Origin of the sequence: Pseudomonas sp. Marseille-Q0931 (genome assembly GCF_940789645.1) — a bacterium.
In the GTDB taxonomy this organism is placed as follows: Bacteria; Pseudomonadota; Gammaproteobacteria; order Pseudomonadales; family Pseudomonadaceae; genus Aquipseudomonas.
The window spans coordinates 1,118,397-1,139,548 of record NZ_CALNWT010000001.1 but is presented as its reverse complement, the minus strand read 5'-3'; the positions used below and the strand labels follow the sequence as shown (position 1 = coordinate 1,139,548).

General features: G+C 63.2%; 21 protein-coding genes. 11 read left to right on the top strand and 10 right to left on the bottom strand.

The window, feature by feature from the left end:
• Nucleotides 1-70 precede the first annotated feature (70 nt).
• Nucleotides 71-1,033 (bottom strand): LysR family transcriptional regulator, encoded by a 963-nt coding sequence (locus P3C50_RS05470; RefSeq protein ID WP_275545174.1) that lies wholly within the window; start codon nucleotides 1,031-1,033, stop codon nucleotides 71-73.
• A gap of 99 nt (nucleotides 1,034-1,132) precedes the next feature.
• Between P3C50_RS05470 and P3C50_RS05465 the strand changes: the two genes are divergently transcribed.
• Nucleotides 1,133-1,900, top strand: coding sequence for a sulfite exporter TauE/SafE family protein (locus P3C50_RS05465; protein ID WP_275545173.1), 768 nt, complete (start codon nucleotides 1,133-1,135; stop codon nucleotides 1,898-1,900).
• Here P3C50_RS05465 and P3C50_RS05460 read toward each other — a convergent pair.
• Entirely contained in the window at nucleotides 1,895-2,749 is an 855-nt protein-coding gene (locus P3C50_RS05460; protein WP_275545172.1) for a LysR family transcriptional regulator, read from the bottom strand. The genes P3C50_RS05465 and P3C50_RS05460 overlap by 6 nt on opposite strands.
• Nucleotides 2,750-2,846: 97 nt before the next feature.
• On the opposite strand from P3C50_RS05460, the gene P3C50_RS05455 reads away from it, so the two are divergent.
• From P3C50_RS05455 to P3C50_RS05440, 4 genes are read left to right on the top strand one after another with little or no spacing between them, the layout of a single operon-like run.
• Nucleotides 2,847-3,071 carry a DUF1127 domain-containing protein gene (locus P3C50_RS05455; RefSeq protein ID WP_275545171.1) on the top strand — a complete coding sequence of 75 codons (225 nt, stop codon included), beginning with the start codon at nucleotides 2,847-2,849 and terminating at the stop codon, nucleotides 3,069-3,071.
• A gap of 22 nt (nucleotides 3,072-3,093) precedes the next feature.
• Nucleotides 3,094-3,978 (top strand): DMT family transporter, encoded by an 885-nt coding sequence (locus tag P3C50_RS05450; RefSeq protein WP_275545170.1) that lies wholly within the window; start codon nucleotides 3,094-3,096, stop codon nucleotides 3,976-3,978.
• A gap of 25 nt (nucleotides 3,979-4,003) precedes the next feature.
• Nucleotides 4,004-4,450, top strand: coding sequence for a DUF3291 domain-containing protein (locus tag P3C50_RS05445; protein ID WP_275545169.1), 447 nt, complete (start codon nucleotides 4,004-4,006; stop codon nucleotides 4,448-4,450).
• Nucleotides 4,451-4,464: 14 nt separating this feature from the next.
• A complete protein-coding gene (locus tag P3C50_RS05440) occupies nucleotides 4,465-5,658 on the top strand; it encodes a winged helix-turn-helix domain-containing protein (protein WP_275545168.1) in 1,194 nt (397 codons plus the stop codon).
• Here P3C50_RS05440 and P3C50_RS05435 read toward each other — a convergent pair.
• From P3C50_RS05435 to P3C50_RS05425, 3 genes are all read right to left on the bottom strand, one after another.
• Entirely contained in the window at nucleotides 5,655-6,044 is a 390-nt protein-coding gene (locus P3C50_RS05435) for a lysozyme inhibitor LprI family protein (protein ID WP_275545167.1), read from the bottom strand. The genes P3C50_RS05440 and P3C50_RS05435 overlap by 4 nt on opposite strands.
• A 254-nt stretch (nucleotides 6,045-6,298) precedes the next feature.
• Nucleotides 6,299-7,054 carry a M48 family metalloprotease gene (locus P3C50_RS05430; protein ID WP_275545166.1) on the bottom strand — a complete coding sequence of 252 codons (756 nt, stop codon included), beginning with the start codon at nucleotides 7,052-7,054 and terminating at the stop codon, nucleotides 6,299-6,301.
• Between the two features lie 166 nt (nucleotides 7,055-7,220).
• On the bottom strand, nucleotides 7,221-8,564 hold the full coding sequence (locus P3C50_RS05425; RefSeq protein ID WP_275545165.1) for a class II 3-deoxy-7-phosphoheptulonate synthase: 1,344 nt from the start codon (nucleotides 8,562-8,564) through the stop codon (nucleotides 7,221-7,223).
• A 250-nt stretch (nucleotides 8,565-8,814) separates the two neighbouring features.
• Here P3C50_RS05425 and P3C50_RS05420 point away from each other — a divergent pair, with 250 nt between their 5' ends.
• Both P3C50_RS05420 and P3C50_RS05415 read left to right on the top strand, forming a co-directional pair.
• Nucleotides 8,815-9,588: a spermidine synthase gene (locus P3C50_RS05420; RefSeq protein WP_275545345.1), complete on the top strand. Its 774-nt coding sequence runs from the start codon at nucleotides 8,815-8,817 to the stop codon at nucleotides 9,586-9,588.
• 330 nt (nucleotides 9,589-9,918) lie between these two features.
• Nucleotides 9,919-11,598, top strand: coding sequence for a DEAD/DEAH box helicase (locus P3C50_RS05415; RefSeq protein WP_275545164.1), 1,680 nt, complete (start codon nucleotides 9,919-9,921; stop codon nucleotides 11,596-11,598).
• A 129-nt stretch (nucleotides 11,599-11,727) separates the two neighbouring features.
• Here the strand turns inward: P3C50_RS05415 and P3C50_RS05410 are convergent, their stop codons facing one another.
• The 4 genes from P3C50_RS05410 to P3C50_RS05395 form a co-directional block, all read right to left on the bottom strand.
• Nucleotides 11,728-12,129, bottom strand: a complete 402-nt coding sequence (locus P3C50_RS05410) for a transcriptional regulator (RefSeq protein WP_275545163.1) — start codon at nucleotides 12,127-12,129, stop codon at nucleotides 11,728-11,730.
• Nucleotides 12,130-12,264: 135 nt separating this feature from the next.
• Nucleotides 12,265-12,762, bottom strand: coding sequence for a DUF934 domain-containing protein (locus P3C50_RS05405; RefSeq protein WP_275545162.1), 498 nt, complete (start codon nucleotides 12,760-12,762; stop codon nucleotides 12,265-12,267).
• Nucleotides 12,746-14,404 carry a nitrite/sulfite reductase gene (locus tag P3C50_RS05400; RefSeq protein WP_275545161.1) on the bottom strand — a complete coding sequence of 553 codons (1,659 nt, stop codon included), beginning with the start codon at nucleotides 14,402-14,404 and terminating at the stop codon, nucleotides 12,746-12,748. Before P3C50_RS05400 ends, P3C50_RS05405 begins: the two co-directional genes overlap by 17 nt.
• 435 nt (nucleotides 14,405-14,839) lie before the next feature.
• Entirely contained in the window at nucleotides 14,840-15,064 is a 225-nt protein-coding gene (locus P3C50_RS05395) for a DUF2970 domain-containing protein (protein ID WP_275545160.1), read from the bottom strand.
• 117 nt (nucleotides 15,065-15,181) lie between these two features.
• On the opposite strand from P3C50_RS05395, the gene P3C50_RS05390 reads away from it, so the two are divergent.
• From P3C50_RS05390 to P3C50_RS05375, 4 genes are read left to right on the top strand one after another with little or no spacing between them, the layout of a single operon-like run.
• Complete coding sequence (locus tag P3C50_RS05390; RefSeq protein WP_275545159.1) at nucleotides 15,182-16,003, top strand: nuclear transport factor 2 family protein; 822 nt, start codon at nucleotides 15,182-15,184, stop codon at nucleotides 16,001-16,003.
• A gap of 45 nt (nucleotides 16,004-16,048) precedes the next feature.
• The gene (locus tag P3C50_RS05385; RefSeq protein WP_275545158.1) at nucleotides 16,049-17,452 is read left to right on the top strand and encodes an NAD(P)/FAD-dependent oxidoreductase; all 1,404 of its coding nucleotides are present in this window, start codon (nucleotides 16,049-16,051) and stop codon (nucleotides 17,450-17,452) included.
• A 34-nt stretch (nucleotides 17,453-17,486) separates the two neighbouring features.
• On the top strand, nucleotides 17,487-17,828 hold the full coding sequence (locus P3C50_RS05380) for a cupin domain-containing protein (protein WP_275545157.1): 342 nt from the start codon (nucleotides 17,487-17,489) through the stop codon (nucleotides 17,826-17,828).
• Between the two features lie 54 nt (nucleotides 17,829-17,882).
• On the top strand, nucleotides 17,883-18,959 hold the full coding sequence (locus P3C50_RS05375) for a polyamine ABC transporter substrate-binding protein (RefSeq protein ID WP_275545156.1): 1,077 nt from the start codon (nucleotides 17,883-17,885) through the stop codon (nucleotides 18,957-18,959).
• Between the two features lie 255 nt (nucleotides 18,960-19,214).
• Here P3C50_RS05375 and P3C50_RS05370 read toward each other — a convergent pair whose 3' ends face one another.
• A complete protein-coding gene (locus P3C50_RS05370; protein ID WP_275545155.1) occupies nucleotides 19,215-21,098 on the bottom strand; it encodes a methyl-accepting chemotaxis protein in 1,884 nt (627 codons plus the stop codon).
• Nucleotides 21,099-21,152: the final 54 nt, after the last annotated feature.

Below are 21,152 nucleotides of genomic sequence, written 5' to 3'. Positions count from 1 at the left end.
CCTAGGCGCCGGGTTTTTTGTGTCTGGTTTTCAGGGCGCTATCGCGGCTGAAGCCGCTCCCACACAAGCCTTACTGCTGTGGGGTGGCGAGACTGGCTTGCAGCGCCTGATCCCAGGGCGGCGGGAAGCCGAAGCGCTGCTTGAGAAAACTCAGCAACAGGCGCGTGCGCGGGCTGGCTTCGCGCTCCAGGCGCAGGGCGTAGATGCATACAGGCTCGGTGGCCGGCAGCCCTTGCTCGCAGAACAGCGGGATCAGCTCGCCGCGTTGCAGGTGCTCGCTGCTCATCCACGTGGGCAAGTGCGCGATGCCCAGGCCGGCAAGGGCGCTGAACAGCAGGGTTTCGGCGTTATTGCTGGTCTGGCGCAAGCGCTTGGGCTTGCACAGCTGCAGTTTACCGTCCACCTCGAAACGCCAGGCATAGGGCGGCGCGAGGCTGTCCCAGTCCAGGCCGTCGTGTTGCTCCAGCTCCAACGGGCTACGCGGAATACCGCGGCGGCGCAGGTAGTCCGGGCTGGCGCAGAGGATGCGGGTCATCGATGCCAGCGGCGTGGCGACCAGGCGGCTGTCGGGCAGCGGGCCGATGCGTACGACGATGTCCACTTCGCCCAAGTGCTCGCCCTGCAGGTCGATGAAACTGTCGATCAGGCGCAGTTGCACATCCAGCCCGGGATTGGCGCGCAGGAAATCGGCAATCGCCGGGGCGAGATGACGACGGCCAAAGGGTGAGGGCGCGTCGATGCGAATCAGACCTTCCGGCGCGCTGGTCAGCGATACCACCTCGGCACGCGCCAGGTGCAGCTCGGCGAGAATGCGCCGGGCACGTTCGGCGAACGCCAGGCCCGCCGGCGTCACCCGTACGGCGTGGGTGGTACGGCTGAATAGGCTGCTGCCCATCGCGCGCTCCAGTGCGTCGATGCGCCGGGCAACCGCCGAGGGCGTGAGCGGGTGACGCCTGGCAGCGGCAGAAAAACTGCCGGTTTCCAGTACGTCGAGGAAGAGTTCCAGCTGATCGGTTAGGGCATCGGGGTTCATGGTGCTTGCTTGTGCTTAATCGGCAAAGCCATTTTGCGTTGTTGTGCGTTTCCGCGCTAGCCGCCACTGAGTAACATGCGCGCACTGTCTGGAGGTGTCATGAATCTGTTCGACCTGTTGCTGAATCTGTTGCTGGGCCTGGGCCTGGGAACCCTGGGCGGCCTGTTCGGAATCGGCGGCGGCCTGATCGCCATTCCGGTGTTGGGCATTGTCTTCGGGCTGGATCAGCAGCTTGCGCAGGGCACCGCGCTGGTCATGGTGGTGCCGAACGTGATGTTGGCGATCTGGCGTTATCACCAGCGCAATCGCATCAACCTGCGGCATGCACTGCTGCTGGGCGTCACCAGTTTCCTCTGTGCCTGGCTGGCCTCGTTGTATGCGGTGGAGGTGGATTCGCGCACCATGCGCTGGGCCTTCGTCGGTTTCCTGCTGGCGCTGGCGGCGTACAACCTGTTGCGCATGCTGATAGCCCAGGCGGCGGCCAGCGGCGAGCTGCGTCACCACTGGGGCTGGTTTGGCGTGCTGGGCGGGGTGTCCGGTGCCATGGGCGGCCTGTTTGGCGTAGGCGGCGCGGTAGTGGCGACGCCGGTGCTGACCAGCGTGTTCGGCACCACCCAGGTGGTGGCGCAGGGGCTATCGCTGTCGCTGGCGCTGCCCAGTACTGGGGTCACGCTGTTCACTTACGCGTTGCATGACCACGTCAATTGGTGGATGGGCGTGCCGCTGGCTGTCGGTGGACTGCTCAGTATCAGCTGGGGCGTGCGTTTGGCGCACTCGCTGCCTGAGCGCCTGCTGCGCAGCCTGTTCTGCGGCTTCCTGCTGCTTTGCGCGCTGCTGCTTGCGCTGGAGTCGGGTGGCCGCCTATAGACGAAAACCCTCGATGATATGCTCGGCCAGGCATTCGGTGACGGGTGACTGGCTGCTCTCGTTGCGCAGTAGCACGATGCTGGTCAACGGCAGCAGCGGCAGGCCTTCGGCTTCGCCGAGGATGCGCAGGTCCGGGGTGATCAGGCTCTGCAGTTGCGCGGTGACGGCCAGCCCGGCGCGCACCACGGCGAAGATCGCCGACAGGCTCGGGCTGGTGTAGGCGATGCGATAGGGCCGGTGCATTGCATCCAGCGCGTTACAGGCCCACTCGCGGCAGAAACAATCGGCGTTGAACATGGCCAGCGGCATGGGATTTTGTTCGTGCGGCGCGAAACCCTGGGCCACGGCCCAGGCGAAGCGCTCCTGGCGCAGCAGTTGGCCGATCTCCTTGCCGGGCTGGCGAGTGACGATGGTCAGATCGAGATCCTGGCGCAGCAGCAACTGGCCGGACGGTTCGCAATGAACCTCGACCTGCACCAGCGGATAGGCCTGAGCGAAGCGCGAGAGAATCTCCGGCAAAAAGCGCATCACGTAGTCGTCCGGCGTACCGATGCGCACGGCGCCGACCATATGTGGCTCGCGCAGAGTATTGAGTACCTCGCCATGCAGTTTGAGGATGCGCCGCGCATAGCCCAGCAGCACCTGGCCTTCAGGTGTCAGCCGCACCTGGCGGCCGTCGCGCTCGAACAGCGGGCGCTGCACCACATCTTCCTCCAGCCGCTTCATCTGCATGCTCACGGCCGACTGGGTGCGATTGACCGTTTCCGCTGCGCGGGTGAAGCCACCGGTGTCGGCGATGGCCACGAAGCTGCGCAGCAACTCGGTGTCGATACTGGGATGGTAGGCCATTCATCAATCCTCGAGATGGATGACATAAGAAACATTCGTTGGATTGATCATAAGCGCGGGCCGACACTGACGCCAACCCCACAGGGAGGGCGAGAAGATGAAAGGTCAAAAAGGTTACGCGCTGGCGCAGGCCATCCATTTTGAACGACTGCCGTCATTGACCAGTGTTTGGCGTATGCTGCGGCGCTGGCGCCAACTGGCTCGTGAGCGGCAGCAGTTGGCGCAGTTGAGCGATATGGCGCTGAAGGACCTGGGCCTGTCCCGCGCCGACGTGCTACAGGAAGCCGAGCGGCCGTTCTGGGATGATCCGTTGAGAAAATGAGTGGGATGACAGGAGCTGTGGAATGACCGCGGTACGCAAAGGCGCCGACACTTTTCTGTTCCAGCTGATGCTGTTGCTGTGCGCCATCTGGGGCAGTCAGCAGGTGGCGATCAAGCTGGCTGCCGACGATGTTGCGCCGATGCTGCAGGTGGCGCTGCGTTCCGGCATCGCGGCCTTGCTGGTCGGCCTGCTGGCGGGTGTGCTGTTCGCGCTGGAGTTCTTTTTTATCGCCTTGGGCCTGCGTCATACCACGGCCTCGCATATGGCGGTGTTTCTGTATACAGCGCCGATCTTCTCGGCGCTGGGGCTGCACCTGCTGCTGCCCAGCGAGCGCCTGCGACGCTTGCAATGGTTGGGTATCACGCTGTGCTTCGGCGGTGTGGTAATGGCTTTCGGTGTCGGCGGCAGCTGGGCGGAGATCGATGCCGGCATCCTGCTGGGTGACGCGCTGGGGCTGTGCGCGGGTATAGCCTGGGGCGCCACCACCGTGGTGGTGCGGGGTTCTCGCCTGTCCGAGGCGCCGGCCGGGCTGACGCTGTTCTATCAGCTGGGGGTGGCTTTCGTGCTGCTGCTCGGCTACGCGCTGGCGGTAGTCGACCTTGACCAAGTGCGTTGGACGCCGCTCGCCATCGCCAGCATTGTGCTCCAGGGCGTGGTGGTGTCGTTCTTCACCTATCTGGCGTGGTTCTGGCTGCTGCGTCGCTACCTGGCCTCGAATATGGCGGTGTTCTCCTTCATGACGCCGCTGTTCGGTGTGACCTTTGGCGTGCTGGTGCTGGACGAACCACTTACCCTGAACTTCGTTATTGGCGCGGTACTGGTGCTGTCGGGCATCACCCTGGTCAGCAGCGAAGCCTGGCTGCGTCGGCGCCTGGCCGACTGGCGTGGCGTGCCGCAGCAACCCTGATCATTCATGCGCAAGGAGGCGTGAAGTGCCCACTTATCATCTGGCCCAACTGAACATCGCCTTGATGACGGCGCCGCTTGAGTCGCCGCAAATGGCCGATTTCGTTGCCAACCTCGAGCGCATCAACGCCCTGGCCGAGAGCTCGCCAGGCTACGTCTGGCGTTTGCAGGACGAGGCGGGCGACGCCACGGCGATCCGCCCCTTTGGCGACGATGTTTTGGTCAATATGTCTGTCTGGCAGGACGTGCAGTCGCTCAGCGATTACGTCTACAAATCCGCGCACACCGAGATGCTCAAGCGCCGCCGTGAATGGTTCGAGCGCGTCGAGCAGATGCACCAGGTGCTGTGGTGGGTGCCGGTCGATCATCGCCCGAGCGTGGTCGAGGCGGCCGAGCGACTGGCACATGTTCGCGAGCACGGCGCTACGGAGCACGCCTTTACCTTCCGCCATGCCTTCGCGGCGCCGGCCTGATAGGCTGAGTCGCCATGACAGACTCTATTTCCCTGGCCGAAGCACGGCGCCTGGCCTTGGCTGCGCAGGGCTTTGGCCGTACGCCGCGTGGCGCTATCGTCCATAAGCTCTTGCAGGCGCAGATAGAGCGCCTCGGCGTGCTGCAGATCGATTCGGTCAATGCCCTGGTGCGCTCGCATTATTTGCCGGCGTTTTCCCGGCTCGGTCATTACCAGGCCGAACATCTCGACGAACTGGCCTGGGGCCGGGCGCGGCGCCGACGTCTGTTCGAGTACTGGGGGCATGAAGCCTCGTTGTTGCCGCTGGAGCTCTACCCGCTGCTGCGCTGGCGCATGCGCCGCGCTGCCGATGGCAGGGGCATCTACAGCCAACTGGCGAAATTCGGTGCGGAGCGGCGCGATGCCATAGCTGCCGTGCTGCAGGCCGTGCGCGAGCGCGGCGCTCTCGGGGCCGGCAGCCTCAGCACCCGTACGGAGAGGGCCGGCCCATGGTGGGACTGGAGCGCGGAAAAGACGGCGCTGGAGTGGCTGTTCGCCGCAGGCGAGGTGACGGTTGCCGGGCGGCGCGGCTTCGAGCGTTTGTATGACCTGCCGGAACGGGTGATACCGGCCGATCAGCTCAACCATGCAGAGCTGGATGAGCATGAGGCGCAGCGGCGCCTGTTGCTGCGCTCGGCTGATGCCCTGGGCGTGGCGACCGAGAAGGACCTGCGTGACTACTACCGGCTCGATGCCGGCGACAGCAAACGTCGTATCGCCGAACTGGTGGAGGCGGGCGAGTTGCGAGCTGTCGCGGTGCAAGGCTGGCGGCAGCCTGCCTATTGCCGGGGCGAGCCGAGGATTCCACGGCGTGTGCGCCATAGCGCCTTGCTGTCGCCCTTCGATTCGCTGATCTGGGAGCGCGAGCGCACCGAGCGCCTTTTCGGCTTCCGCTACCGTCTGGAAATCTACACCCCGCAGGCCAAGCGTGTGTATGGCTACTACGTGCTGCCGTTTCTGCATCACGAACGCCTGGTGGCGCGGGTGGACCTGCGCAGCGAGCGCGCGGCTGGGCGCCTGGCGGTGCATGCGGTGCACGTAGAGGAAGCTGTGTTGAGCGAGGAGGCGCGCCTGGCGCTAGGCGATTCACTGCGTGCGCTGGCGCACTGGTTGGGGCTAGAGGAGGTTTGGCTGGCACCGAGCGTCAATCTGCGTGGACTACTGGGCTAGCCGCCGTTCTCCAGCAGAAATTTCAGCTCCTCGACGCGCTGGATGTTCAGCTCCATCGGGCAGGTGTAGTACATCGGCGAACCGACGTGCTTGCCCTGCAGATCGCATTGGCCATTGCGGTAAATCAGCCAGGCCTTCTGCGCCGCTTGCAGTTGCTCGGCATCTTCCGGCGCGCTTTGCTGCAGTTTCAGGAACAGCTGCTGGTAGATGCGGTTCATCTCCTTCTTTACCGTTTCCGATACGCCCTCGGCGCAGCCTGCGACGCTGGCATTGTTGATCATCCCGCTGGCGTTCAGGCAGGCCTGATACTGCTGCTCGTAGGCGGCCCAGGTGCTGAGTGGCAGGGCCAATAGCACCGGCATCAGCAGTTTATGCAGGCTTTGCATGAAAATTCCTCGATGGAACGGCCAGCCGTTCAGTTAAGAACAACGCCAGCAGGGTTGCGCAGAGTAATGCCGAGGGTGTTGTTCGTGAGTCAAAGAGCTTCGCGGGCAAGCCCGCTCCCACTGAAGGTGCTTCGTGGCAGCCGCTGGGCTGGCACGTTTCACTGTGTGGGAGCGGACTCGTCCGCGAAGCTTTTACGATCCAGATGACTCACTACAACGGTACGTACTGGCGACAAGCTTGAAGGGCTTCGTGCCTACTTGGTGGCCAGGCGGGTGCGCATGTTGTTGGCGCGGTCGCTGGAACCTGGGTGCGAGGAGAACATGCTGCTTTCGCCGCCGCCCAGCTTGGCCAGCTTCTCGAAAGCGGTAACCAAACCTTCGCGCGGGATGTTGCGCTGGGTCAGCAGATCGAAGGAGAAGTTGTCGGCGGCGTTTTCCTGGCTCTGCGAGAATTGCGCGTTGACCAGTTGTTCGCCCAGGGCGCCGAGTTGCGAGGAGGACAGGGCCGCGACGGAGGCATTGCCCGAAGCCGCTGCAGCGTTGCGCGCGGCGGTGGTGGCGTAGGCGGTCTGCATGGCCTTCTTGCTGTGGCCGAGGGCGACGTGGCCGATCTCGTGGCCGAGTACGCCTTCGACTTCGTTGTCGGTCATCAGATCCATCAGCCCGCTGTAGACGCGCACGCAGCCGTTGGCCATGGCCCAGGCATTGACTTCATCGGCTTGGTAAACCTTGTAAGTGATCGGTGTGCCGTTGATCTGGTGGCCGAGGTTGTTGGCAATCTTGTCCAGGCGCTTGGTGTACGGACTGTTCGGGCCGGCGATGTTGGCCGAGGCGTCCATTTCGGCGCAGGCCTGGTCGGACATGCTGCGCACTTCGGCGTCGCTGAGTGTTGCGGCCTGCACGGCCATCAGACCGGATTGCAGCATGGCGTCGGGGGACATGTTCTGGCAGCCGGTTAGCAGAGCGGCGCTGGAGAGGGCGAAAGCGGAGAGGGTGGTGCGCAGTTGCATGGTTCATCGTCCTTGTTGGGGGGGTATTGGCCGCGAGTCCTTTCCGGCTAGGTAGCAGCGTTCGGCACCCGTTCGGTGCTCGCGTTGGCGGCGGCATTATGCCGAATGACGCTCGGCAAAATTGCGCGCCGGTTCGCGCCCTGGCCAATGGCCAGAGCGCTGCGGGTCAGCGGCGTACCTGCTTGAGTGTCTCGGCGATCATGAAGGCAAGTTCCAGGGACTGGTCGGCATTCATGCGCGGGTCGCAGTGAGTGTGGTAGCGGTCGGACAGCCCGTCTTCGGTGATCGGGCGCGAGCCACCGATGCATTCGGTGACGTTCTGCCCGGTCATCTCGATATGGATACCGCCGGCGTAGGTGCCCTCGGCCTGATGCACGGCAAAGAACTGTCGGACCTCGGCGAGGATCTGCGCGAAATCGCGGGTCTTGTAGCCGCTGCTGGCCTTGATGGTGTTGCCGTGCATGGGGTCGGAGCTCCACAGCACCTCGCGGCCTTCCTCCTTGACCTTACGCAGCAGGCGCGGGAAGTGCGCTTCGACCTTGTCGGCGCCCATGCGCACGATCAGGTTGAGGCGGCCCGGGTCGTTGTCCGGGTTGAGCGTGTCGAGCAGGCGAATCAGCTCGTCCGGGTCCATGCTCGGGCCGACCTTGACGCCGATGGGGTTCTCAATGCCGCGCATGAATTCGACGTGCGCGCCGTCCAGCTGACGGGTGCGGTCGCCGATCCACAGCATGTGTGCGGAGCAGTCGTACCAGCGGCCGGTGAGGCTGTCGCGGCGTACGAAGGCTTCCTCGTAGTTCAGCAGCAGCGCCTCATGGGCGGTGAAGAAACTCACTTCGCGCAACTGTGGTGCACTGTCCATGCCGACCGCACGCATGAAAGCCAGGGTTTCGTCGATGCGATTGGCGAGCTGGTGGTATTTCTCGGCCAGTGCCGAGTTGGCGATGAAGTCGAGGTTCCACTGGTGCACCTGGTGCACATCGGCGAAACCGCCCTGAGCGAAGGCGCGCAGCAGGTTGAGGCTGGCAGTGGCCTGGTGATAGGCCTGAAGCAGGCGCTCCGGATCGGGCGCGCGGCTGGCGGCGTCGAAGCCAATGCCGTTGACGATATCGCCGCGGTAGGCGGGCAGGGTGATGCCGTCGATGGTTTCGCTGCCGGACGAGCGCGGCTTGGCGAACTGGCCGGCCATGCGCCCGACCTTGACCACCGGGCAACCGGCGGCGAAGGTCATGACAATGGCCATTTGCAGGAGCACCTTGAAGGTGTCGCGAATCTTCGCGGCGGAGAATTCGGCGAAACTCTCGGCGCAGTCGCCGCCTTGCAGCAGGAAGGCGCGGCCCTGGGTGACTTCGGCGAACTGCCGGCGCAGTTCGCGCGCCTCGCCAGCGAACACCAGCGGCGGATAGCCGGCCAGGGTCTGTTCGACGCGGGCGAGGTGGGCGGCATCGGGGTATTCGGGTTGTTGCTGGATGGGCTTGCCTCTCCAGCTGTCGGGGCTCCAGGCGTGCATCGGGCGTCTCTGCGTTCGGCTAATCGGCTGGCGGCATGTTACCGCCAAGGCCGCGCCGCGGTAAGCGGGCAAGAAGCCAAAAGCCGCAGAAGCCAGCTTTGCTAGGCGGGAGTTCGGCTCGTGCAGCTATGTTATGGGCAGCAGCGCAAGTACGAGAATTATCGCGTGACCCGGGGTGTCCGCTTCAATGACAATCAGCGCTTTCGACCCGCCGCTTGTGGTGCGGGATGTCACTGTGGGAGAGGTATCGATGCCGGGGTTGCCGCCAGACGACGAGTTGCAGGACGAGGTTCTGCTGGCCGAAGTGCACGATGCCTTCGGGGTAATTCGCGTGGTGCAGATCGGTGCCTACCGCTTCCTGGAGTTCGGTGATGCCATCGAGCAGAGCTGCGTGTTCCAGGGCGATCCCGGTTGGCTCGAATACGACTACACCCGCGCCATGCTACTTGGCGCGCTATGCCACGATGCGCCGGAAACCGCGTTGTTCCTCGGCCTTGGCGCCGGCAACCTGACCCAGGCCTGCCTGAAGTTCCTGCCATTGGAGGATGTCGAGGCCATCGAGCTGCGCCCGGATGTGCCGCGCCTGGCCATGGAGTTCCTCGGGCTGGACGACGATCCGCGCCTGACCATTCGTATCGGCGATGCCACCGAGCTGCTCGACAGTGCGGAAACCGCCGACTTGATCTTCCTCGATCTGTACACCGACCAGGGGCCTGGCGTCGGTCATCTGGCTTGGCGCTTTCTCGAGCGTTGCCGCGAAAAGCTCAACCCGGGCGGCTGGCTGATCATCAACCAATGGGCTGGCAACGACGGCAAGCCACTGGGTGCGGCGTTGCTGCGCGGGCTCTATCACCGGCACTACTGGGAGTGCCCGGTCAAGGAGGGCAACGTGGTGCTGTTGATTCCGGCCGACCTCGACCAGTGCCTGGACATGGGGCGCCTGCAGGCGCGCGCTGGTGAGCTGACGCCGCGCCTGGGTTACTCGCTGCAATCGCTGATCGAGGCATTGCGCCCGGCGACGTGAAGCGTCGCATGGTCTGAAACCTGGAAAAAGCGCGTGGAAGCACTGGCAGGGCGCAGCCCAGGAAGGCGCAGGACATAAAAAACAGCACCTTGGTCGGGAATTTCCGGTATGATGCGCGCCGGCCAATTCACTGGCCACGTTCAGGTAGTGCAACTCGCCCGGGAAATTAACTTCCGGCAGCCAGTCCCCAGCGGACTATCCTTGACGATTCACTTTCATCACGTTTTCGCAAATCCCCGCCGACCAGGCTGCCAGGGTGACCCACAAGGTCTTACACGGCATGCGCAGCTTTGGAACATGGGTCTTTGCGGATGCACTTGAGGCAGACCCATGACCCAGGAAATCGGCGGCTTCGCCGCGCTCGGACTTCACCCCAATATTCTCGCCGCTCTGACCGCCGTCGGTTACGAAGAGCCGTCCCCGATCCAGTCGCAGGCCATTCCGGTGATCCTCGCCGGCCACGACATGATCGGTCAGGCGCAGACCGGCACCGGCAAGACAGCCGCCTTCGCCCTGCCGCTGCTGAGCAAGATCGACCCGGCCAAGCGTGAGCCGCAGGTGCTGATCCTGGCGCCGACCCGCGAGCTGGCCCTGCAGGTGGCCACCGCCTTCGAAACCTATTCCAAGCAGATGCCGGGCGTTAATGTCGTCGCGGTCTATGGCGGCGCGCCGATGGGCCCGCAGCTCAAGGCCATCCGTCAGGGCGCGCAGATCATTGTCGCCACTCCGGGCCGCCTGGTCGACCACCTGCGTCGCGACGAGAAGGTGCTGTCCACCATCCAGCACCTGGTACTCGACGAAGCCGACGAAATGCTCAAACTGGGCTTCATGGACGATCTGGAGATCATCTTCGAAGCCATGCCGGAAAGCCGCCAGAGCGTGCTGTTCTCCGCCACTCTGCCGCATTCGATCCGCGCCATTGCCGAGAAGCACCTGCGCGAGCCGCAGCACATCAAGATCGCGGCCAAGACCCAGACCGTCTCGCGCATCGAGCAGGCGCACCTGATGATCCATGCCGATCAGAAGACCAACGCCGTGCTGCGCCTGCTGGAAGTCGAGGATTTCGACGCCCTGATCGCCTTCGTGCGCACCAAGCAGGCTACCTTGGACCTGGCCTCCGCTCTGGAAGCCAAGGGCTTCAAGGCCGCTGCACTGAACGGTGACATCGCCCAGAACCAGCGCGAGCGCGTGATCGAGTCGCTCAAGGATGGTCGCCTGGACATCGTCGTCGCCACCGACGTCGCCGCCCGTGGTATTGATGTGCCGCGTATCACCCACGTGTTCAACGTCGACATGCCGTACGACCCGGAGTCCTACGTACACCGTATCGGTCGTACCGGTCGCGCCGGTCGTGATGGCCGTGCACTGCTGCTGGTCACCCCGCGTGAGCGCCGCATGCTGCAGGTGATCGAGCGTGTGACCGGACAGAAGGTCGGCGAAGTCAAGCTGCCGAATGCCCAGCAGGTGCTCGATGCACGCATCAAAAAACTGACCAGCAGCCTGGCGCCGCTGGTCGCTGATGCCGAAGCCAGCCATGGTGATCTGCTCGACCGCCTGACCGCCGACATCGGTTGCAGCCCGCGCGCACTCGCCGCTGCGCTGCTGAAGAAGGCCACCAATGGTCAGGCGCTGGATCTGGCCAGCGTCGAGCGCGAACAGCCGCTGGTGCCGGGTGTTGGTGGTGCGCCGCGTGAGCGTCGCGAGCGTGATGATCGTGGCGGCGAGCGTGGTGAATACCGCGAGCGTCGTGCGCCGATACCGCTGGCCGAAGGCCGTGTGCGCTGCCGTACTGCACTGGGCACGCGTGATGGCATCGCCGCGAAGAACCTGCTGGGCGCCATCCTCAACGAAGGCGGCCTGGCTCGCGACGCCATCGGCCGCATTCAGATCCGTGAGACCTTCAGCCTGGTCGAGCTGCCGGAAGATGGTCTGGACCGTCTGCTCGGCAAGCTGAAAGACACCCGCGTGGCCGGCAAGGCGTTGAAACTGCGTCGCTACCGCGAGGATTGATCCCGGCAAGGCTGATGCCTTGCAGCTGAATCAAAAAACGCCGCGCCCTGATCAGGGCGCGGCGTTTTCATTTGTGCGGAGAAAACCTGGGCCATGCCACAAGGGCGCCCAGCTCGTTTCAATGAACGGTCAGCCGCTTTCGCTGAGATTCGCCTTGGGTGCCAGGCGGTCGAACACCTCGGGTGTTAGCGCCGCCTCGCCAGCCTCGTCGAGCACTTCGCGCGGGTGCTCGCTGCCGGGGATGCTGCTATCGAGCATGCTCAGCAATTGCGCGCCGCGCGGGGTGAGGATGAAGTTCTCGCCATTGCCGCCTTCTTCCTCCGGGCGCGGTTCGATGAAGCCGTTGTGCAGCAGGCGCGACTCGTAACGAGCGGCCTCGGCACGTAGATGGTCGAGATCGTCAACGTGTTCGCCGGCACTCTCATGCTCTTCGGCAAGGTCTTCGGCGTAGCGCCGCGGGGCAAAGGGTTTGCCGGCGGAGTTCTGTGCCTCGTGCAGCAGGCGTTCGATCAGGTCCCAGTCATGTTTCATGGCGTATCTCCCTAAGCGATGGGCTTATGGAATCCGACTTCACTGACGCGGTACGGTTCGACTCAACTGCCGAGCGGTCCATGCAAAGCAAAACGCCCCGAACCAGTCGGGGCGTTTTCAGGTGCTTCTCCGCGATCAGGCGCGGCGGCGGAACAGCGGTTGTGGCTGGTCTGCCGAAGCCTGGTACACCTCGCTGTAGTCCTCGAAGGCCTTCAACGCATCGTACGGGTCCTTGTCGGCACGCACGGCGAAGGCATCGAAGCCGACGCGGCGCAGGGCGAACAGCTGGTCACGCAGGACATCGCCGATGGCGCGGACTTCGCCTTCGTAGCCGTAGCGGGTACGCAGTAGGTAGGCGCTGGAGGAGTGGCGGCCATCGGTGAAGGCCGGAAACTCCAGGGCGATCACCTGGAAGTGCGCCAGGTCATCGGCGATTTCCTCGACTTCGTCACCGGCTTCCAGCCACACGCCAAGGCCGCCATCGCGGGCCTTGAGGGCGTGGGCATGCTCGCGCCACAGGGCCAGCGGGACGATGATGTCGTCGCAATTGGGGATGACGTCCAGGGTCACGTCCTTGGCCAGCAGGTGCCAGGTTTCATCGACCACCTGGCCGTTCTTAATGATTCGCTGCATAGACGCGCTCCTTGAACGGGTCGATACCGATACGGCGGTAGGTATCGAGGAAGCTTTCTTCTTCGGTGCGTTGTTCGACGTAGACGTTGATGATCTTGTCGATCACGTCCGGCATGTCGTCCTGAGCGAAGGACGGGCCGAGAATTTGCGCCAGGCTGGCTTCGCGACCGGCGCTGCCGCCGAGCGAGACCTGATAGAACTCCTGGCCCTTCTTGTCGACACCTAGGATGCCGATGTGGCCGACGTGGTGGTGACCGCAGGCGTTCATGCAGCCGGAGATGTTCAGGTCGATGTCGCCGATGTCGAACAGGTAGTCGAGATCGTCGAAACGGCGCTGGATGGCTTCGGCCACCGGGATCGACTTGGCGTTGGCCAGCGAGCAGAAGTCGCCGCCCGGGCAGCAGATGATGTCGGTCAGCAGGCCCACGTTCGGCGTGGCGAAGCCTTGTTCGCGCAACTCGTTCCACAGGGTCAGCAACTGACGCTGCTCGACGTCGGCGAGGATGATGTTCTGGTTGTGGCTGTTGCGTACTTCACCGAAGCAGTAGCGGTCGGCCAGATCGGCGATGGCGTCGAGCTGCTTATCGGTGACGTCGCCCGGCGCCACGCCGGTGGGCTTGAGCGATAGGGTCACGGCAACGTAGCCAGGCTTCTTGTGAGCGAAGGTGTTGCGCTGGCGCCAGCGGGCGAAGCCGCGGTGCTCAGCGTCCTGCTGGGCAAGCAGGGCGTCTTCATCGTTCAGGGCCTGGTAGGCCGGGTCGATGAAATGCGCGGCGACGCGGGCGACTTCGGCTTCGGTCAGGGTGCTCGGGCCATCCTTCAGATGCGCCCATTCGGCGTTCACGCGCTCGGCAAACACCTCGGGGGTCAGCGCCTTGACCAGGATCTTGATGCGCGCCTTGTACTTGTTGTCGCGACGGCCATAGCGGTTGTACACACGCAGGATGGCGTCGAGATAGCTGATCAGGTGCTGCCACGGCAGGAATTCATTGATGAAGCTGCCGACGATCGGGGTACGGCCCAGGCCGCCGCCGACGGAAACACGGAAGCCCAGCTCGCCGGCTTCGTTCTGCACCGCTTCCAGGCCGATGTCATGCACTTCGATAGCGGCGCGGTCGCTGACGGCGCCGTTGACGGCGATCTTGAACTTGCGCGGCAGGTGGCTGAACTCGGGGTGGAAGGTCGACCACTGGCGGATGATTTCGCACCAGGGGCGCGGATCGATGATCTCGTCCTTGGCCACACCGGCGAACTGGTCAGTAGTGGTGTTGCGGATGCAGTTGCCGCTGGTCTGGATGGCGTGCATCTGCACGGTGGCCAGCTCGGCGAGAATCTCCGGTATGTCTTCCAGCTCCGGCCAGTTGTACTGGACGTTCTGGCGAGTGCTGATGTGGGCGTAGCCCTTGTCATAGTCGCGGGCGATGCGCGCCAGCACGCGAACCTGGGCGGACGACAGCAGGCCGTAGGGTACGGCGACGCGCAGCATGGGCGCGTAACGCTGGATATACAGGCCGTTTTGCAGGCGCAGCGGGCGGAATTCCTCGCCGCTCAGCTCTCCGGAGAGGTAGCGACGGGTTTGATCGCGGAACTGCTTGACGCGATCCTCGACGATCTTTTGATCGTACTGGTCATATACGTACATGAAGGGTCCTGTTTTCAGGCTACTTACTGCCAATCAGCGCGCACGGCCGCGCACTCCCCTAGGAGCCGGGGCACGATACCAGCTCAGGTTTATGCGTAAAAGTGATGTTTGAATATATAAACCTAGCTTTAAGGAATAAGACTGTCTCAGAGCATAACCAGATGGTTTGAGCGAAGGCCGAGGCTGGTCTTAAATGCAGTGTGCGTCACCCACAATACAAGAAGAGGGGGAGCCATGAGCGAACACACCGATAGGGACAATTCCGACAGCGTCATCGACGCCTGGGCGATCTTCTGCCTGATCCTGCTTGCTGTAGGCACCGCGGTTTTCTGGGTTAGCGGGCAGTAAGCACGAAGGCCGGCGCGCATTGGCGGTCGGCCTTTTTTCATCCGCCGCTGCGCCGATATCCATTGATGACGCCCAAAGGCTAAAGGGTCAGCCGGTCGCCAGGTGCAGGATCAGTTTTACCGCCCCCAGCAGCACGATCACGAACAGGGCGGTGAACAGTACTCCGAGCAGAATGAAATGACCGGGTTTGCCGCGGCTGAAGTCGCGGCTGCGGTTCTTGCCGCTCTGTACCCCGAGCGCTGCCGCCAGCACGCTCTGTAGCATCTCGCGTAGCGTCAGAGGGGCCTGGGGGTCTTTGTCCTGATCAGTCATGGTCGGTCTCTCCTTCGATCCTGCAAGCATAGTCCGCAACCGGCCAGGCGGCACGAGGGGCTAGGCTGGCTTCGGCGAATCAGGCAATCTGCCCGTGCCTGACCAACGACGCCTACCATGCCTGACGACCTTTTTGCCGACGATGCCGCGCAGACCGAGCGCACCCGTGAAACCATCTTGCGTTACCACCTGAGCTGGAAGCATCGTGACCTCGAAGCGGTGATGGCGCTGTATCACCCCGATATCGAATACAACGATTTCTATCAGCAGCGTTGCATGCGTCTGGCCGAGTTGCGCGAGTACGTCGAGGCCAACCTGCCGCGCCGTCCAGGCGAGTTGCTGGAGCACGTTGATCGTATTCGCATCGATGGTCATACCGCCTTCATCCAGTACCGCACCAGCCTGCAGGGCGGGGAAGGGCTGGTGTCGTTTCGCACCGGCGAGGCCATCACCGTGCGTGACGGGCTGATCTGGCGCATCAACGAATACGCCACCCTGGTGCACGAGATTCGTGGCGCTGGCGAAACCGCCACTTCGCGTCCGGCGATCAGCCGCCTGGGGCTGTCGACGCGTCAGCTCGGGCAACTGGCGCAGGATCTTCAGGATTATTTCCAGCGCAGTCAGCCTTTTCTCGACCCGGAGCTGGACCTGCAGCAGGTGGCAGCGGCGACCGGTTACAGCCGCAACCAGATTTCCCATCTGCTCAACCAGGTGCTTGGCGAAAGCTTCTATCGCTACGTCAATCGCGCTCGTCTGCAGTACCTGCTCGAGGGGCTGCAGGTCGGCAGTGATCTGAAGCGCATCGACGAGCTGGCCTTTGCCGCAGGTTTCAATTCCTTGTCGGCGTTCTATAGCTGTTTCAAGCGCCACACCGGGCTGTCGCCGAAAGCCTATCTCAAGGAAATTTCCTCGCGGGCACGCACGCAAGACAGCGCCTGATTGCCACTACTAGCCTTGCGTCATCAACCGATGACGGAGGCGTGGATGAACTGGCGCAACATCAGTCTGTGGATGGATCAGCTCGATGATCCGCTGCAGGCGCGGCCCAGCCTGCAGGAAGATATTCAGGCGGACATAGCTATCATCGGCGCCGGCTATACCGGGTTGTGGACGGCCTATTACCTCAAACGGTATGCCCCGCAACTGCGCGTCGTGATTTTAGAGGCCGAGACGGCCGGTTTCGGCGCTTCCGGGCGTAACGGCGGCTGGCTGATGGGGAACCTGCTCGGTGAGGATCGTTTGCTGGCCGCTCGGCCGTCTGCCGCGCGCAAGGCATCCTTCGATCTGCTGCACGGTATTCCCGACGAAGTAGCCGAGGTGGTGGCCCGCGAAGGCATCGACTGTGACCTGCGTAAGGGCGGCGTGCTGTATTGCGCCGCGCGCTATCCGGAGCAGGAGGTACGCCTGCGCGATTACCTCGAGCACTTGCGCGAGCTAGGCCTCGGTGAAGACGATTACCGCTGGCTGTCGCCCAGCGAGCTGGCTGCGCAACTGCGTGTCGCCAATGCCTTTGGTGCGCTGTACAGCCCGCATTGCGCGACCGTTCAGCCTGCCAAACTGGTCCGGGGTCTGGCACGTAGCGTTGAAGACATGGGCGTCGAGCTCTACGAGCGCAGCCCGGTGATCGACTGGCAGCCAGGCCAGGTGCGCACGGCACAGGCTCGCGTCACGGCTGATTGGGTAGTGCCGGCCATCGAGGGTTATGCGGCCACCTTGTCGCCGCTGGGCAATCACCAGTTGCCGGTGCAGAGCCTGATCGTGGCCACCGAGCCGCTACCGGCGGATGTCTGGGCTGGTATCGGCCTGGAGCGCGGGCAGGCGTTCAGCGAATTCAGCCGCCAAGTGACCTATGGCCAGCGCAGCTTCGATGATCGTCTGATCTTCGGCGCACGCGGCGGTTATCGCTTTGGTGGACGTCTGCGCAGCGATTTCAACCTCACTGAAGAAGAACTGGGCCTGCGCCGCTATTTGATGGGGGAAATCTTCCCGCAACTGCGTTGCGTCCGCTTCAGCCACTCCTGGGGCGGCAATCTGGGCATGGCGCGGCGCTTTCAGCCGCACATGCTGCGTGACTCACGCAACCGCATCGCGTTGTCTGGCGGCTACGGCGGCGAGGGTGTAGGCGCCAGCAACCTTGGCGGACGCACCCTGGCCGATTTGATTCTGGGGCGCGACAGCGAACTGCTACGCCAGCCCTGGGTGCTGAGTGACAGTCCTATTTCCCGTTTGCCTCGCTGGGAGCCCGAACCCTGCCGCTGGCTCGGTTACAACGCAATCATCCGCAGTTTCGTTCACGAGGACGAAGTACTCGCCAACCCGCGCAGCCCAGCCTGGCGACGCCGTCTGGCGCAGGCGGTGGCTGCGCGTATGGAAAGCCTGATGGGCTGAGCGAATGCCAGCCGTTCCTTTATCTGGAGTCCCCATGAACATTACCCATTTTCGTGACACCCCCAACGTCGTCCTGGATACGTCCAATCCTGTCGCCGTCCCGCTGGGCGAGCCGGTGGCGGTCGCCTCGACCACCAGTGTCGAGCGCAGTGACGGTGTTGAGACCGGTGTCTGGGAATGCACCCCAGGGCGTTGGCGCCGGCAGATCGTGCAGCAGGAGTTCTGTCACTTCGTGGCTGGGCGCTGCACCTTCACGCCTGACGGTGGCGAGCCTATCGAGATCCGCGCCGGCGACGCGCTGATGATGCCGGCCAACACCGTCGGCATCTGGGACATACAAGAAACGGTGCGTAAGACCTATGTGCTGATTTTCTGATCAGCACCTTTTCAGTGACTGCCTAGAACAACAAGACCATCGACGAGGTATTCCATGCTGAAGAAACTCCTGCCGTGCCTGATCCTGGCCGGCACCGCCCAAGCCGCCGACAGCGTGCGCATCTACAACTGGACCGACTACATCGCCCCGGACACCCTCAAACAGTTCGAAAGGAACAGCGGCCTTGGCACTCATTACGACGTCTATGACAGCAACGAGACGTTGGACGCCAAACTCATGGCCGGGCGTTCCGGCTACGACGTGGTCTTCCCCTCCAACCACTTCATGGCCCGGCAGATCCAGGGCGGTGCGCTGAAGAAGCTCGACCGCAGCAAGCTGCCGAACTGGAACAACCTCAACCCGGTGCTGATGAAAACGCTGGAGGTGAACGATCCGGGCAACGAGCACGGCTTTCCTTACCTGTGGGGCAGCACTGGTATCGGTTATAACGTCGACAAGGTGCGTGCGGTGTTGGGCGATGACGTAAAGATGGACAGCTGGGACGTACTGTTCGACCCGGTCACGTTGGCCAAGCTCAACCAGTGCGGCGTGGCGATCCTCGACAACGGCCCGGAAATGTTGCCGATTGCCCTGCATCATCTGGGGCTGCCGCATCACAGCAAGAACCCTGAGGACTACAAGCGTGCCGAAGCGCTGCTGATGGAAATGCGCAAGAACGTACGCTACTTCCACTCTTCCAAATACGTTGGCGACCTGGCCAATGGCGAGATCTGCATGGCGGTCGGCTTCTCCGGCGACATCATGCAGGCTGGCGCGCGTGCTACCGAGGCAGGCAATGGTGTGAAGATTCAGTACGAGATCCCGAAAGAGGGCGCGCCGATCTGGTTCGACATGGTAGCCATGCCGGCCGATGCCGGTCACGAGGAGGGGGCCTACGCCTTTATGAACTACCTGTTGCAGCCAGAGGTGATGGCGGGCATCAGCAACCATGTGAACTACGCCAACGGCAACCTCAAGGCCGACAGCCTGGTCGATCCCGCCCTCAAGGCTGACCCGACCGTCTATCCACCTGACGCGGTGATGGACAAGCTGTACACGCTGGAGGCCATGCCGCTGAAGATCGACCGGGTGCGCACGCGTATCTGGAGCAAGGTCAAGAGCGGTGTCTGATCGCTACGATTAAAAAGCCCCGGCATGCCGTAATGCCGTTCACTTAAGGTTGCATGCGTTTGGCTCCCCTCTCCCATTTATGGGAGAGGGGCTGGGGGAGAGGGCTGAAAACACCGCAAAACTAACAGTTCTCCCCTCTCCCTAACCCTCTCCCCAAAGGGGCGAGGGGACTAATCGTGTCCGACCATTTCTTATGTGAACAGCTTTACCGGCATGCCGGGGCTTTTTCTTGTGCGTGGATCTGCGGCGCTTGGCTCAGACCTTGAAACGCCCCAGCAGGCGATCCTGCTGGCCGACCTGTTCCACCATCGAGCTGCACTGGTGCACCTGCTGTTCGGCGCCACCGGCCAGTTCGTGGCTGATGTCGCGAATGTTGGTGGTGTTGCGGTTGATTTCCTCGGTGGTGGCGCTCTGTTCTTCGGCGGCGGTGGCGATCTGCAGGTTCATGTCGTTGATGCGGGTGATGGCCTCACGAATACGGCCGAGCATGTCGTTCGCCGCGCCGGCCTCTTCGGCGGTCTTGCTGGCCGTGTCGCGGCTCTGTTGCATGCGGTTCTCGGCCTGACGCACGCCGCCTTGCAACTGGTCGATCATCTGGCGGATTTCCTGCGTGGCCTGCTGCGTGCGCGAGGCCAGCGAGCGGACCTCATCTGCGACCACGGCGAAGCCGCGGCCGGATTCGCCAGCGCGCGCGGCCTCGATGGCGGCGTTCAGCGCCAGCAGGTTGGTCTGCTCGGCAATGCTGGTGATCACCTGCAGGATCGATTCGATGTTGTGGCTGAGCTTGGCCAGTTCGTTGATCGCATGGCTGGTCTGGTCCATCTCGTCGGCCAGGTGACGAATCGCCGTGCTCGATTGCGACACCACGCGCACGCCGTTCTCGGTTTCCTCGTTGGCGGCTACGGCGGCCTGCGCCGCCGCCTGGGCGTTGCGCGCCACTTCCTCGGCAGTGGAGGCCATTTCCTGCATGGCCGTGGCCAACTGGTCGAGTTCCTGCAATTGCTCCTGCAAGCGGCGCGCGGCCTGTTCCGACTCGTTGGAAGTCAAAGCGGTGCTTTCGCGGACCTGATGCGAGCTGCTCATCACGTCGCCAATCAGGCTCTGCAGCGTTTGCAGGAAGCGGTTGAACTCCTGTGATAACTCGCCCACCTCATCGTTGCTGGTGATCGCCAGGCGGCGCGTCAGGTCGCCTTCACCGCTGTTGATCTCGCGCAGCGAGGTGCTGAGCAGGCCCAGTGGTTTGAGCAGGCTGTTCATCAGCAGGCCCAGCACCAACAGGCTGATGGCCACGCCAACGACAGTGCCGATCACCGCCAGCCAGGTCAGGCGATCGGCCTCGGCCATGACGATGTTCTCATCCAGCACGACGCCGATGTACCAGTCCATGCCGCGCAGATTGGGTAGCGGCGTGAAGGAAACCAGCAGGCTCTTGTCGCCGGCTTCGACCTCCCGCAGCTCCTTGCCCAGCGCCGGGCTCTGGCCATCGAAGAGTTCGCTGTAGGATTTGCCGTTGTACTCGGCATTGGGGTGGGAAATGATGTTGCCCGAACGGCTGAGCAGGAAGGCGTAACCGGCGTCGTTGAAATCCAGGGTGTTGACTGCATCGGCCACCGACTGCAGGCGGATGTCGCCACCGAAGGCACCAAGGAATTGGCCGGCATCGCTGATCCGTGCCACGGCGGAGATGAGGATTTCATTGGTGGTGGAGTCGACGTAGGGTTCGGTCAGCACGGCCTGGCTGCCGCTCTTGGCCGTGCCGTACCAGGGCCGTTGGCGCCCGTCCCAGTCGGCGTTCGGCTTCCAGTCGTCGCTGTTCTTGATCGGTTTGCCATCCGCTTCAAGTGCGCCGAAGACCAGGATGAATTCGTCCTTGAGCAGCGGCGCGTCGATCACGCGCTGGGTTTGCTCCGGGCTGTAGTCGCTGTCGATGCTTTGCGCCATCAGGTCGATCAGGCGTAGCTTGGCGTTGAGCCAGTTCTCGATCTGCCCGGCCAGGGCACTGCTCGACTCGGCAATGCTTTCCTCAGCCTGGCTACGCAGGGTGTCTCGTACCTGGCTGACCTGGGAAAGCGATAACAAGCTGGTGGTAAGGAAAAGCACGGTCGCGGCTGCGATACCGACCTTGTGGGCGATTTTCATGGGTGGCTCCTGGATGCGATAACGGCGGGTCTGCATCCATGCAAGGCGGTTCTT

Coding starts and splice junctions, on each gene's coding strand:
- P3C50_RS05470 (WP_275545174.1), bottom strand. CDS start 1,033: ATGAACCCCGATGCCCTAACCGATCAGCTGGAACTCTTCCTCGACGTA.
- P3C50_RS05465 (WP_275545173.1), top strand. CDS start 1,133: ATGAATCTGTTCGACCTGTTGCTGAATCTGTTGCTGGGCCTGGGCCTG.
- P3C50_RS05460 (WP_275545172.1), bottom strand. CDS start 2,749: ATGGCCTACCATCCCAGTATCGACACCGAGTTGCTGCGCAGCTTCGTG.
- P3C50_RS05455 (WP_275545171.1), top strand. CDS start 2,847: ATGAAAGGTCAAAAAGGTTACGCGCTGGCGCAGGCCATCCATTTTGAA.
- P3C50_RS05450 (WP_275545170.1), top strand. CDS start 3,094: ATGACCGCGGTACGCAAAGGCGCCGACACTTTTCTGTTCCAGCTGATG.
- P3C50_RS05440 (WP_275545168.1), top strand. CDS start 4,465: ATGACAGACTCTATTTCCCTGGCCGAAGCACGGCGCCTGGCCTTGGCT.
- P3C50_RS05435 (WP_275545167.1), bottom strand. CDS start 6,044: ATGCAAAGCCTGCATAAACTGCTGATGCCGGTGCTATTGGCCCTGCCA.
- P3C50_RS05430 (WP_275545166.1), bottom strand. CDS start 7,054: ATGCAACTGCGCACCACCCTCTCCGCTTTCGCCCTCTCCAGCGCCGCT.
- P3C50_RS05425 (WP_275545165.1), bottom strand. CDS start 8,564: ATGCACGCCTGGAGCCCCGACAGCTGGAGAGGCAAGCCCATCCAGCAA.
- P3C50_RS05420 (WP_275545345.1), top strand. CDS start 8,815: ATGCCGGGGTTGCCGCCAGACGACGAGTTGCAGGACGAGGTTCTGCTG.
- P3C50_RS05415 (WP_275545164.1), top strand. CDS start 9,919: ATGACCCAGGAAATCGGCGGCTTCGCCGCGCTCGGACTTCACCCCAAT.
- P3C50_RS05410 (WP_275545163.1), bottom strand. CDS start 12,129: ATGAAACATGACTGGGACCTGATCGAACGCCTGCTGCACGAGGCACAG.
- P3C50_RS05405 (WP_275545162.1), bottom strand. CDS start 12,762: ATGCAGCGAATCATTAAGAACGGCCAGGTGGTCGATGAAACCTGGCAC.
- P3C50_RS05400 (WP_275545161.1), bottom strand. CDS start 14,404: ATGTACGTATATGACCAGTACGATCAAAAGATCGTCGAGGATCGCGTC.
- P3C50_RS05395 (WP_275545160.1), bottom strand. CDS start 15,064: ATGACTGATCAGGACAAAGACCCCCAGGCCCCTCTGACGCTACGCGAG.
- P3C50_RS05390 (WP_275545159.1), top strand. CDS start 15,182: ATGCCTGACGACCTTTTTGCCGACGATGCCGCGCAGACCGAGCGCACC.
- P3C50_RS05385 (WP_275545158.1), top strand. CDS start 16,049: ATGAACTGGCGCAACATCAGTCTGTGGATGGATCAGCTCGATGATCCG.
- P3C50_RS05380 (WP_275545157.1), top strand. CDS start 17,487: ATGAACATTACCCATTTTCGTGACACCCCCAACGTCGTCCTGGATACG.
- P3C50_RS05375 (WP_275545156.1), top strand. CDS start 17,883: ATGCTGAAGAAACTCCTGCCGTGCCTGATCCTGGCCGGCACCGCCCAA.
- P3C50_RS05370 (WP_275545155.1), bottom strand. CDS start 21,098: ATGAAAATCGCCCACAAGGTCGGTATCGCAGCCGCGACCGTGCTTTTC.